This is a genomic window from Shewanella sp. K8, assembly GCF_028823715.1.
In the GTDB taxonomy this organism is placed as follows: Bacteria; Pseudomonadota; Gammaproteobacteria; order Enterobacterales; family Shewanellaceae; genus Shewanella; species Shewanella algae.
The window spans coordinates 60,595-73,315 of record NZ_JAPEHY010000008.1 but is presented as its reverse complement, the minus strand read 5'-3'; the positions used below and the strand labels follow the sequence as shown (position 1 = coordinate 73,315).

Annotated in this window: 10 protein-coding genes; 6 read left to right on the top strand and 4 right to left on the bottom strand. The window is 54.8% G+C overall.

What is annotated here, in order from left to right:
- The first annotated feature begins 65 nt into the window (after positions 1 to 65).
- Positions 66 to 1,196, top strand: coding sequence for a molecular chaperone DnaJ (gene dnaJ / locus ON072_RS06425; protein WP_025009916.1), 1,131 nt, complete (start codon positions 66 to 68; stop codon positions 1,194 to 1,196).
- Positions 1,197 to 1,393: 197 nt separating this feature from the next.
- Here dnaJ and ON072_RS06420 read toward each other — a convergent pair whose 3' ends face one another.
- The 4 genes from ON072_RS06420 to ON072_RS06405 form a co-directional block, all read right to left on the bottom strand.
- Positions 1,394 to 1,816, bottom strand: coding sequence for a MarR family winged helix-turn-helix transcriptional regulator (locus ON072_RS06420; RefSeq protein WP_037436687.1), 423 nt, complete (start codon positions 1,814 to 1,816; stop codon positions 1,394 to 1,396).
- 152 nt (positions 1,817 to 1,968) lie between these two features.
- On the bottom strand, positions 1,969 to 4,086 hold the full coding sequence (locus tag ON072_RS06415; RefSeq protein WP_370629031.1) for an FUSC family protein: 2,118 nt from the start codon (positions 4,084 to 4,086) through the stop codon (positions 1,969 to 1,971).
- A 7-nt stretch (positions 4,087 to 4,093) separates the two neighbouring features.
- Positions 4,094 to 4,957: an efflux RND transporter periplasmic adaptor subunit gene (locus ON072_RS06410; RefSeq protein ID WP_025009919.1), complete on the bottom strand. Its 864-nt coding sequence runs from the start codon at positions 4,955 to 4,957 to the stop codon at positions 4,094 to 4,096.
- A gap of 8 nt (positions 4,958 to 4,965) precedes the next feature.
- Positions 4,966 to 5,166, bottom strand: coding sequence for a DUF1656 domain-containing protein (locus ON072_RS06405; protein WP_025009920.1), 201 nt, complete (start codon positions 5,164 to 5,166; stop codon positions 4,966 to 4,968).
- 248 nt (positions 5,167 to 5,414) lie between these two features.
- Here ON072_RS06405 and ON072_RS06400 point away from each other — a divergent pair, with 248 nt between their 5' ends.
- From ON072_RS06400 to carB, 5 genes are all read left to right on the top strand, one after another.
- Positions 5,415 to 6,209: a M48 family metallopeptidase gene (locus ON072_RS06400; RefSeq protein ID WP_261752822.1), complete on the top strand. Its 795-nt coding sequence runs from the start codon at positions 5,415 to 5,417 to the stop codon at positions 6,207 to 6,209.
- Between the two features lie 158 nt (positions 6,210 to 6,367).
- A complete protein-coding gene (locus ON072_RS06395) occupies positions 6,368 to 6,985 on the top strand; it encodes an FKBP-type peptidyl-prolyl cis-trans isomerase (RefSeq protein ID WP_044733924.1) in 618 nt (205 codons plus the stop codon).
- Between the two features lie 59 nt (positions 6,986 to 7,044).
- The gene (gene dapB / locus ON072_RS06390) at positions 7,045 to 7,863 is read left to right on the top strand and encodes a 4-hydroxy-tetrahydrodipicolinate reductase (RefSeq protein ID WP_025009921.1); all 819 of its coding nucleotides are present in this window, start codon (positions 7,045 to 7,047) and stop codon (positions 7,861 to 7,863) included.
- Between the two features lie 188 nt (positions 7,864 to 8,051).
- Complete coding sequence (carA, locus tag ON072_RS06385) at positions 8,052 to 9,200, top strand: glutamine-hydrolyzing carbamoyl-phosphate synthase small subunit (protein WP_096141564.1); 1,149 nt, start codon at positions 8,052 to 8,054, stop codon at positions 9,198 to 9,200.
- Positions 9,201 to 9,223: 23 nt separating this feature from the next.
- Complete coding sequence (carB, locus tag ON072_RS06380; RefSeq protein WP_028780664.1) at positions 9,224 to 12,445, top strand: carbamoyl-phosphate synthase large subunit; 3,222 nt, start codon at positions 9,224 to 9,226, stop codon at positions 12,443 to 12,445.
- Positions 12,446 to 12,721 lie beyond the last annotated feature (276 nt).

The following is a 12,721-nucleotide window of genomic DNA, read 5'->3' as shown; positions in this document are numbered from 1 at the left end:
CGGCGGGCGTTACGGGGCAACCCTAACGCCCGCTTGTGTGAATCCAGCTTGGAAAGCGTGAGATTATGTCAAAGCGAGATTATTACGAAGTATTGGGCGTCGGTCGCGACGCCAGCGAGCGGGAGATCAAGAAGGCCTATAAGCGCCTGGCGATGAAGTATCACCCTGACCGCAACCCGGGCGATAAGGCGGCCGAGGCCAGCTTTAAAGAAGTCAAAGAAGCCTACGAGATCCTGACCGACGAAGACAAAAAAGCTGCCTATGACCAATTTGGTCATGCCGGGGTTGACCCCAACCGTGGCGGCGGTGGCTTTGGCGGCGGCGCCGATTTCGGTGATATCTTTGGCGATGTGTTCGGGGATATCTTCGGTGGTGGTCGTCGTGGCGGGCATCGTCAAGCTGCCCGTGGTTCAGATCTGCGTTACAACCTGGAACTGTCGCTGGAAGAAGCGGTTCGTGGCTTGACCAAAGAGCTGCGTATCCCAACCCTGGCAAGCTGTGATGTGTGTGATGGCTCAGGGGCCAAGAAGGGTACCTCGGCTACGACTTGTGGTACCTGTCATGGTGCCGGTCAGGTACAGATGCGTCAGGGCTTTTTCGCCGTGCAGCAGCCTTGTCCTACCTGTCATGGCCGCGGCAAGATCATCAAAGAGCCTTGCAGCAAGTGTCATGGCGATGGCCGCATAGAGAAGAGCAAGACACTGTCGGTGAAAATTCCGGCCGGTGTCGATACCGGTGACCGTATCCGTCTGGCCGGTGAAGGTGAAGCCGGTGAATTTGGCGCTCCGGCGGGTGATCTTTATGTTCAGGTCACAGTGCGTGAGCATCCGATATTTGTCCGTGACGGCAATAACCTCTATTGCGAAGTGCCCATCTCCTTTGCCAAGGCCGCCCTCGGCGGTGAAGTGGAAGTACCGACACTGGATGGCAAGGTAAGCCTGAAGATCCCGGCGGAAACCCAGACCGGACGTATGTTCCGCATGCGCGGCAAAGGGGTTAAGTCGGTACGCAGTCACGCGGTTGGCGATCTGCTTTGCAAAGTGGTGATGGAAACGCCGGTGAATCTGTCCGAGCGCCAGAAAGAGTTGCTGCGGGAATTCGAAGCCTCAGTCACCGGCGAATCCAAGAAGCATAGCCCCAAGGCCGAAGGTTTCTTCGACGGGGTGAAAAAGTTCTTTCAGGATCTGAATAGCTAACTTGCTCTCGGCCGAAACAAAAAACCGATGCTCAAGGCATCGGTTTTTTTTAGGCTATTCCCGGAGAAGCGTTAACGGTAGGTTCGATACTTATGCGGCTTCTTCAGTTTCTTCTTTTTGGGCTTTCCGGCGGCTTATTTTGCACTTTTAGAATTGCAGTGCTCGGGGCTACTGTATTGTAATCAGAGCCCTGGCACTCAGGCACCCAGCTTATGGAGTAGGCTTAGCCACAGTTGTTGCTCTTGCTCACTCAAGCGTGACATAAACTCATCGGCGACTTGCTGAAACGATACCTCGGCCTCTGCAAAAATCTTAGCGCCCGCCGGTGTCAGGGCCACCAGGCTGACTCTGGCATCCCGGCTGGCGGCTTCCTTTTCTACCAGACCAATTTTTTCCATTGGGTTAAGCAGGCGGGTGATCCCCGAAGCGCTGAGTCCCGCGCCCTGGGCCAGGTCAATCCTTCTGAGCTTATTGCCCTCGGCCTTTGCCAATTGCCTCAGTACCAAAAACTCGCTGAAGCTGATGCCGTGCAGCGACAGCCTGCCTGCCAGACTGCGTTGCAGTTGGCTGTGTATCTCGGTTATGGCAAGCGCAATACTTGCCGTAATGGGTTGTGTCATCTGAAACCTCTTTAGAATGAAACTAACTTGACCAATGCTTTATTGATACTTGATTGCGCAAGTATTGGTTTGTTTGCTTGAGCGGTCAAGTAGTTTGCAAGTTTTTTTTTACTTGGTTTGATGACTCCTGGCGCTGAGCTTCTGGTCTTTACCTAAGGCTTTTGTTCGGAGGTAGACTCTTGCTCTTGCGGTGGCGCAGACTCAGCTTGGGTCGCGGGTGCATTGGCATTGCTTATCATGGCGGCACTGCGTTCAAAGGTCATTATCAGGCGCTCAAACATCCCCTGAACCATCTCCAATTGCTCCTGTGCCAAACCATCGGTTTGCAGCCGGGCCAAGAGGCGTTCGCAGCTGGCACGGAACTCGGGTGGGTTTTCGCCGCGGGAACAGAGGATAAAGGCGTTGGCGAGTGCCAACTGCCAGTCTTGCAGCAGTTCGTCGAGTTGGCTGTCGCTGATGCTTGCCAGCAGGCGGCGCAGGCGCACCGAAACATGGCCCAGGTTTAGGCCGGTAAGGCCTAAGTCGGTCAGGGTTCTGTTGCTGCTCTGGCTGCTGCGTTCATAATTGGCCAAGCGCAGCAGGCGATCTGCCATGCGGGCATTGAACCAGTCCTCAGGCTTGTCCTGTTTAACCATATCAATCAGATCTTTGCGAGTGGCGTTGAGCAGGCGTTGCTGCATCATTTTGACTCCTGGCTCTGTCACCAGCTTAAACAGCCAATAGAGGATGCTGACGCCGACAAAGATGGCCATCGCTTTGCTCAGGGTGCTGTCTATGGCAAAGGCCTGGGTCATGTCTTTGCTGGGGCTGACCAAAATGGCAAATGGGATGCAAAATCCCAGGCCGTAGGGCAGGGTGGCACGATTGGCCAGCGCCATCAGGCCAATAAAGAAGGGACCGGCCAATACCAACAACATGATCTCAATATCGCCGCTGCTCTGGGCCAGTAGTTCGAGGGCGTAAAATATCGCGACCGGAATGGCAATCATCACCCCTATCAGCAGCCGCCGCAGGATCATACTCAAAAGGGGTAAGGGTAGCCTGGCCATCATGATGGAGAAGATCACCGGCATGGTCATTATCATCAGTGCTGCGCTGGAGGCGGTGCCAATCCAGATACCGGCGCCAATCAGGAAAATCAGCATGGTTCTGACACCCGTGATCAGCCCGAGCAGGGGATCTCTGTGGGTCTGCATCGCGGGAGCATTGAGCAGCGTTTTGTCCGGTGACTCCAACGCCTTGAAGGCCCGCAGCACCAGTACCAAATCGCTGGCCAGCTCTGAGGCGGTTTTCAGCAACCGCGACTCCAGTGGGCTGATACAGGCATGAGTGTTGCGATAGTGAATGATTTCGCGCCTCTGCCTGTGTGCCAGTTCATAACAGAAATGGAAATCGTCCGATTCGGACATCGCCTTGAAGTTGCTTTTCAGGGTACGGATTAGCCCTGAGAGGGTGCCTGTCATCAACTCTTCATGGTTACGCTGCAAACGGCCGAATATCTGGATCACGGCCAGCAATGACAACACCTTGTTGAATAACAGATTGGCCGCGCGACTGCGTCCAGGGCCTTCCGGCCCCTCGTAGCTGAGGGCGTTGGCATCGTCACTGGCTTCTGCCAGTGATTCGAGAATCGCATCTATCTGTTGATGGCGGTTTTCATGGGAGCCGTTGAGATCCAGCTCCAGCGTGAGGTATTCCAACGTCTGGTTGACTATTTTACGGGTTTGTTTCTGCAGCCCTTCGGTGACTCTGACAGGCCACAGCAACTGGCTCACCAGAGTGGCACAGATGGCGCCGACTATGATTTCACTGACCCTGGAATGGGCGACGGCGAAGATGGTTTCACTGTTGGCGGTGGCAGGGTTGACCATTACCAAGAGCACAATAAGACAGGGGGTGATCCCCGCCATAGCGAAGGCGTAGACAAAGTTGATATGGCGCACCATGGCCGACAGCGCCGAGTTCAGACCCAGCCACAGCGTCAGGGTGAGGATGGCCAGTTCGGGAGCGTTGTAAAAGCCGCTGAGAATCGCTATGCCGACAACCCCGCCTACCAATGTGCCTATTATCTGACAAAGGCCTTTTTCAAGCACCAGGCCACTTTCGGGGCGCATCTGCAGGAATACCGCCGACACCAGCGCCCAGTAGGGGCGCTCCAAGTCCAGGTAGAGCGCCGCCGTCAGCGCCAGCGCCATGGCTATCACCCCTTTGGTGGCGAAGATCAGCGTGCGCTTGTCCGGGGTCAGGAATACTGCCAGCGTGGGAGACAGGGCCATGTTATTCTTCGGCTTGCAGTTGGATGGAAACCGTCATTCCGGCGCTGAGTTCACGTTCTTCTGAAGCCGGGTCCAGCTTGATATCTACAGGGATCCTCTGTGCCAGCCTGACCCAGTTGAAGCTTTGTTGAATTTGCGGCAGCAGTTGGCCATTGGCATTGGTATTGGTGTCGGCAATCGCCTTGCCTATACTGACTACTTCACCCCTGAGCGGCTCGCCACCACTCATCAGGCTGATTTTGGCCTTTTGGCCTATCTTTATCAGCGGCAGCTTGGTTTCTTCAAAGTAACCTGTGACATAGAAAGAGCCTTGTTTAACCAGGGATAGTACCGCCTTGCCCTGGTTGACATAGTTGCCCTGACGCAGGCTGAGGTTGATTATGGTGCCATCGGCGGGGGAGTGGACCTGGGTGCGCTGCAGATCTATTTTGCTGCTGTCGAGTCTGGCCTTTGCCAGGTTGTAGCTGGCTTTGGCCAACTCTGTGTTGATCCGTGCCGTTTCCAAATCTTCTTCGCTGATCACCTCGCGGCCGGTGAGATTCTTGCGCCGCTCATATTTGTGTTTGGCCAGTTCCCAGGCATAGAGTTTGTTTTCCAGTTCGGCGGCCAATTCGGTACTGGTGGCTTGATAACGGGTATCGTCCACCTGAAACAGCAGATCGCCGGCTTTGACTTGCTGGTTATCCCTAACATTCAGTTGGGTTACCCAGCCGGAGACATCGGCCGAGAGCGTAATCACTTCGGCCCGCACCCGGCCGTCACGGGTCCAGGGTGAATAGAGGTAGTGATTCCAAATCCAGTATCCGGCCACTATGGCGGCCAGCACGAGAAGCAGGGTAATGGAGATGCGCAGTACTTTTGCCATGGTAAGTGTCAATTCTCAAACAGGTAGATAATCAGTGCCAGGTAGCACACGAACAGGGCGACTTCGAACCAGGCCACTCGCCAGATTTTTGCATACAGCCCGGTCCAGTGAAGGACCAGTCTGGTCAGAAACCAGAGTACGAGCGCAAGAGGTGCGAAGAGAACCAAAGGACTGAACAGCAATCCTCCCAAGGCTAATTCTTCAAGCATTGTATGAGTTGGATCCTATAAAAAGGCCAATAATAATGAGTGACTTATAAGCGGATAACGGCGTTTTTCCGTATCCCAGTCTGCTAACCAGTTTCGTGCCAGACAGGCTTGAGGTCAACTTTTTTCACGCCTTGGCTGTGAGCGGAAATGACTTTTGAGTCGGTCAATCCTTTGGCGATACGGCAAGCTGTGCTTGCTTGTGACACTGAGGTAAAATCCCGGGAAACTTTATCACCGGAAGATAAAAGATGAATAACCGAATTCTCGGTCTGCTGGCCATACTCTTTGTGGGGGGGCTCTCGGGCTGCTCCACTACCCAGTCGCCCACCGGGCGCTCGCAGATGCTACTGTTTTCACCCGAGCAGATAAACCAGATGGGCACCGCCTCTTTCGAGCAGATAAAAGCAAAGGAGAAGCAGAGCCAGGACAAAGCGGCCAGTGCCTATGTTGCCTGCGTGGCGCAGCGTATTACCTCTTTGTTGCCGCAGCAACATTGGCAATGGGTGCTGTTTGACTCGGATCAGGTCAACGCCTTTGCCCTGCCCGGTGGCCATATAGGTGTCTATACCGGGCTTCTCAAGGTGGCCAACAATGAAGATCAACTGGCGACTGTTATTGGTCATGAGATAGCCCATGTGCTGGCGCAGCACGGCAATGAGCAGGCCTCGCGGGCCCAACTCAGCCATACCGGTATGCAGTTGGCCGGAGCAGCATTGGGGATGGGCCAGATAGCCAACGCCGATCTCTACATGGCGGCCTTGGGGCTCGGGGTGCAGGTGGGTTATATCTTACCCTATGGCCGGGCGCAGGAATCCGAGGCCGATGTGATGGGGCTGGAGCTGATGGCCAGGGCCGGCTTCGATCCCAGAGCCGGGGTGACCTTGTGGCAAAACATGGCCAAGGCGGGTGGCAGTCAGGGGCCGGAGCTCTTATCGACTCATCCATCCAATGAGAACCGCATTGCCCAGTTGCGTGATTTACAAGCGCAGATGATGCCGCTCTATCAGGCGAGCAAGGGCAAGTTTCGCTCTTGCCAAAGATGAGGTGTATGAAAATCGGCTTGCTTGACCCTCAGCCCATTTCGACTGAGGCCAGGCGAATGAACAAACCGTAAGGATACGAATAAGCGCAACACTTGGACCCGGATAAGTGTTACACTGTGCCGCGAAAAATTCACAGATAAACTGAGAGTAAACTGATTATGTCTGATAAGTTCACCAGTGTTGAACAACAAGCCAGCTACGGCGTAGGTCGCCAGTTGGGTGAGCAACTGGCCGCCAACTCTTTTGAAGGTCTGGATATTCCAGCCGTTCAAGCCGGTCTGGCCGATGCATTTGACGGCAAAGAGAGTGTTGTTTCCCTGGAAGATCTGCAGGTTGCTTTCTCTGAAATCAGCCAGCGTCTGCAGAAGGCTCAGGAAGAGGCTGCCGAAGCCGCTTCTGCCGAAGGCAATGCTTTCCTGGCTGAAAACGCCAAGCGTGAAGGTGTGGTGACTACCGAATCAGGTCTGCAGTACGAAATCATCAACGAAGGCTCAGGCGCGAAGCCAAGCTATGATTCCAATGTTCGTACTCACTATCACGGTACCTTTATCGACGGTAAAGTATTCGACAGTTCAGTGACCCGTGGTCAGCCTGCCGAATTTCCGGTTTCCGGCGTGATTGCCGGTTGGACCGAAGCGCTGCAATTGATGCCGGTTGGCGCCAAGTACAAGCTGTATGTACCGCATCACCTGGCCTACGGCGAGCGCGGTGCCGGGGCGGCTATCCCGCCTTATTCCACTCTGGTTTTTGAAGTGGAATTGCTGGACATTCTGTAATACCAAAATCGCTTGAGTCTGACTCAGGCGATTTTTTTAGCCTGTATGTGGAGAAAGTTATGAGTGGACATGTCAGAGTTGCGGTTGCCGGAAGCAGCGGCCGTATGGGGCGTACCCTGATAGAAGCGGCCGCGCATTCCAGCCGGATCATTCTGGGCGCGGCCATCGAGCGCGCAGGCTCGACTCTGGTGGGAGTCGATGCCGGAGAGTTGGCCGGAGTCGGTTGTCTCCATGTCCGGGTCAGCGATAGCCTGGATCAGGTTGCCGATGACTTCGATGTGTTGGTGGATTTCACCAGCCCGGAAGGCACCCTCAGCAATCTGGATTGGTGTGCCCGCCATCATAAGGCGATAGTGATAGGCACTACAGGTTTCAACTCGGCGCAAAAGGCGCAGATTGAGGCCTTTGCCGAGCAGATGCCTGTGGTCTTGGCACCCAATATGTCGGTTGGGGTTAACCTAATGTGGAAGCTGCTGGAACTGGCTGCGGAAGTCATGGGTGATTATACCGACATAGAGATCATCGAAGGTCATCACAGACACAAGAAGGATGCTCCTTCAGGTACCGCCTTGAAGATGGGGGAAGTGATTGCCAACACGCTGGGGCGGGATCTGGAAAAAGTGGCCGTTTATGGCCGCGAAGGGATCACCGGCGAGCGTGAGCGCGACACCATAGGTTTTGCCACTATCAGGGCGGGCGACTTGGTGGGTGAGCATACCGCCATGTTTGCCGATATGGGCGAGCGTTTGGAGATCACCCACAAGGCTTCCAGCCGAATGACCTTTGCCAACGGTGCCATGCGTGCGGCACTTTGGCTACAGGAACAGGATGCCGGGCTCTACGACATGCAACAGGTATTGGGGTTGAAACCCCTGTGACATTATTTAAAAAACCGCCAATCGGCGGTTTTTTTTCGAATTCGTCCGCCAAGCTATAGACGGATTACCATTTCTCGTGTAGGATGCTCGGAATTTGTCAAAATTTCGTATTTTAGCGGAAATTGGTACTTTAAACAAAGATAAAAATATTATATTTCAGTGGCTTGGCTCTTTTCTCGGAGGTCGCGTTGACAAAGTCTGCCTTACTCGTACTCGAAGATGGAAGCGTATTTTCCGGCACAGCAATAGGTGCCGATGGTATTGCAGTTGGAGAAGTCGTTTTTAACACTTCGATGACCGGATATCAAGAAATCCTCACCGATCCATCTTATTCTCGCCAGATAGTAACTCTAACCTACCCACATATCGGTAATACCGGTACCAACGATGAAGACACAGAATCCGATGCAGTTCATGCCTGTGGTCTTATTATTCGTGATCTTCCCCTCCTCGCCAGTAACTTCCGTAACCAACAATCCCTCAGTGATTACCTCAAAGCCAACAAGGTGGTCGGTATCGCCGATATCGACACCCGTAAGCTGACCCGTATTCTGCGGGAGAAGGGCGCTCAGGCTGGTTGCATTCTGGTGGGTGAACAGGACGTAGACAAGGCGCTGGCCGCCGCCAAGGCCTTCCCAGGGCTGAAAGGCATGGACTTGGCCAAGGAAGTGACGACCGACAAGTCTTACCGCTGGCGCAAGGGAACCTGGCGTTTGGAGAGCGGCCTGCCGGTCGATACTCCCGAGTCAGAACTCAAGTACAAGGTAGTGGCTTATGACTACGGCGTGAAGCAGAACATACTGCGAATGCTGGTAGACAGAGGCTGTGATGTGACTGTGGTTCCTGCACAAACGCCTGCCAGTGAAGTGCTGGCGATGGCACCGGATGGGGTATTCCTCTCCAACGGCCCCGGTGACCCGGAGCCATGTGACTACGCCATCAAGGCGATTCAGCAAATTCTCGAAACCGATATCCCGGTATTCGGCATCTGCCTTGGCCACCAACTGCTGGCGCTGGCCAATGGTGCCAAGACGCTGAAGATGAAGTTTGGTCACCATGGTGCCAACCACCCGGTAAGCGATATTGACAAAGGCACTGTGATGATCACCAGTCAGAACCATGGTTTTGCTGCCGACGAAGCCACACTGCCTGCCAACATCAAGGTGACTCACAAGTCGCTGTTTGATGGCTCACTGCAGGGGATCCACCTGACAGACAAGCCGGCCTTCAGCTTCCAGGGGCACCCTGAAGCGAGTCCAGGGCCGCACGATTGTGCGCCACTGTTCGATCATTTTATCGAACTGATTGAGCAATACCGTCACCAAGTCAAGCTGTAATCGCCGGGAGAAGATAGAAGAAAATGCCAAAACGTACTGATATCCAAAGTATTCTTATCCTGGGTGCCGGCCCAATCGTTATCGGTCAGGCCTGTGAGTTTGACTATTCGGGAGCCCAGGCCTGTAAGGCGCTGAGAGAAGAGGGTTACCGGGTCATTCTGGTGAACTCCAACCCTGCAACTATCATGACCGACCCGGAAATGGCCGATGCCACATACATCGAGCCTATCCATTGGGAAGTGGTGCGCAACATTATCGCCAAAGAACGCCCCGATGCGATTCTGCCAACCATGGGCGGCCAGACGGCGCTGAACTGTGCCCTGGAACTGGAAGCCAAAGGCGTATTGAAAGAGTTTGACGTCGAGATGATCGGTGCCACTGCCGATGCCATCGACAAGGCCGAAGATCGTGCCCGTTTTGACAAGGCGATGAAGAGTATCGGCCTCGAGTGTCCCCGTGCCGGTATTGCCCACAGCATGGAAGATGCACACAAGGTGCTGGATCAAGTGGGCTTCCCCTGTATCATTCGCCCCTCTTTCACCATGGGCGGCAGCGGCGGCGGTATCGCTTACAACGTCGAAGAGTTTGAAGAGATCTGTACCCGGGGTCTGGATTTGTCGCCGACCAATGAGCTGCTGATTGACGAGTCGCTGATTGGCTGGAAAGAGTATGAGATGGAAGTGGTGCGCGATCGCAACGACAACTGCATCATAGTCTGCGCCATCGAAAACTTTGACCCCATGGGCGTACACACAGGTGACTCCATTACCGTGGCACCGGCCCAGACCCTGACCGACAAAGAATATCAACTGATGCGTAACGCCTCCATGGCGGTGCTTCGGGAAATCGGTGTTGAAACCGGTGGCTCCAACGTGCAGTTTGGTATTAACCCCAAAGATGGTCGCATGGTGATCATCGAGATGAACCCAAGGGTATCGCGCTCATCTGCGCTGGCCTCCAAGGCGACCGGTTTCCCGATTGCCAAGGTAGCGGCCAAGCTGGCGGTGGGCTTTACCCTGGATGAGCTGATGAACGACATTACTGGCGGTTTGACCCCGGCTTCGTTCGAGCCCTCTATCGACTATGTGGTTACCAAAATTCCTCGCTTCAACTTCGAGAAGTTTGCCGGTTCCAACGACCGCCTGACCACTCAGATGAAGTCTGTCGGTGAAGTAATGGCCATCGGCCGTACTTTCCAGGAGTCGATGCAAAAAGCTCTGCGCGGCCTGGAAACCGGGATGACAGGTTTCGACCCTATCGTGGATATCAACGAGCCTGAAGCCCTGGCCAAGATACGTTACGAGTTGCAGGATGTGGGCCCTGAGCGTCCTTGGTATATCGCCGATGCTTTCCGCGCCGGTATGTCCATGGAAGGTATTCGCCGCATCACCAACATAGACCCTTGGTTCCTGGTGCAGATTGAAGATCTGGTGCTGCAGGAAGAGAAGGTCAAGGAAGGTGGCTGGAGCGGTCTTTCCAAAGAGTTCCTGCGCAAGCTGAAGCGCAAAGGTTTCTCCGATGCGCGCCTGGCGTCACTGCTGGGGGTTTCTGAAAGTGAAGTGCGCAAACTGCGTCACAAGTATGAGCTTTTCCCTGTCTACAAGCGGGTAGATACCTGCGCCGCCGAGTTCGCCACGGATACCGCCTACATGTACTCCACCTACGAGGAAGAGTGTGAGGCCAATCCGTCCGATAAAGACAAGATCATGGTGATAGGTGGCGGCCCCAACCGTATCGGTCAAGGTATCGAGTTCGACTACTGCTGTGTGCACGCAGCGCTGGCGATGCGTGAAGACGGCTATGAAACCATCATGGTTAACTGTAACCCTGAAACCGTTTCCACCGACTATGACACCTCTGACAGACTCTACTTTGAACCTGTTACCCTGGAAGACGTACTGGAAATCGTGCGGGTTGAGCAGCCCAAAGGGGTTATCGTGCAGTATGGTGGCCAAACGCCACTGAAACTGGCTCGTGCCCTGGAAGCCGCAGGTGTGCCCATCATAGGGACTAGCCCGGATGCCATCGACCGCGCCGAAGACCGTGAGCGCTTCCAGCAGGCGGTTGAGCGTTTGGGGCTGAAACAGCCTGAAAACAGCACAGTGACCAACCTGGAGCAGGCGGTACTGGATGCCGAGCGTATAGGTTACCCTCTGGTGGTTCGTCCCTCCTATGTTCTGGGTGGCCGGGCGATGGAAATCGTCTACGACGAGCAGGATCTGCGCCGTTACTTCAACGAAGCCGTCAGTGTATCCAACGAGTCGCCGGTACTGCTGGATCGCTTCCTGGATGACGCCACCGAAGTAGACGTGGATGCCGTTTGCGATGGCAAGGACGTGGTTATCGGCGGCATCATGGAGCATATTGAGCAGGCCGGTGTTCACTCAGGTGACTCAGGTTGTTCACTGCCTCCTTACACTCTCTCCAAGGCGATTCAGGACGAGATGCGCGAGCAGGTACGCAAGCTGGCGCTGGAGCTGGGCGTTGTCGGTCTGATGAATGTGCAGTTTGCGGTCAAGAGCGACGTGATTTACCTGATTGAGGTAAATCCGCGCGCCGCCCGCACAGTGCCTTTCGTTTCCAAGGCCACAGGTGTGCCTCTGGCCAAGATTGCCGCCCGGGTAATGGCCGGCACTTCACTGGCCGAACAGCAACATACTCAGGAAGTGATCCCGCCTTACTACTCAGTGAAAGAAGTGGTTCTGCCGTTCAACAAGTTCCCGGGTGTTGACCCTCTGCTCGGCCCTGAAATGCGCTCTACCGGTGAGGTGATGGGTGTGGGTGATACCTTCGCCGAAGCCTACGCCAAGGCGCAACTGGGCTCAGTGAAAGATGTGCCCAAGTCAGGTCGCGCCCTGTTGTCTGTTCGTCACAGCGACAAGAAGCGGGTTTCGGATCTGGCGGCCAAGCTGATTGAGCTCGGCTATGAGCTGGATGCCACCCACGGTACGGCTGTGGTGCTGGGTGAAGCGGGTATCAATCCCCGCCTGGTGAACAAGGTGCATGAAGGTCGTCCACACATTCTTGACCGGATCAAGAACGGTGAATACACCTACATAGTGAATACCACGGAGGGTCGTCAGGCCATCGAGGATTCCAGACAGCTGCGCCGCGGCGCGCTGCAGCACAAGGTGAACTACACCACCACCATGAATGCGGCTTTTGCAACCTGTATGGCCCATGATGCCGACGACAGAAGCAATGTTGCCTCGGTGCAGGAACTGCACGCCAGAGTCAACAAGTAAACGCTGTCAGTCAGTAACTGAAAGTGACCAGGCCACCCATTAGGGTGGCCTGTTTTTTGTAGGCCGGATGATTTGGGTCATTGGGAAGGTGCGAACAGGTCCCATGCGTGCTCTGCGTTATCCGACTTTGACAGGCCCCGGCATGCCTTCAGTCAGATGCCTTGAACGCCAATTGCTGTGTAAGCCACTCTCTACAAAAAAGAACGCCGCGAGGACTTATTTGCACCTTCCCCTGGCTTTGGGATCTTGGCCGCTCTTGCTAAACTCGGCCATTAT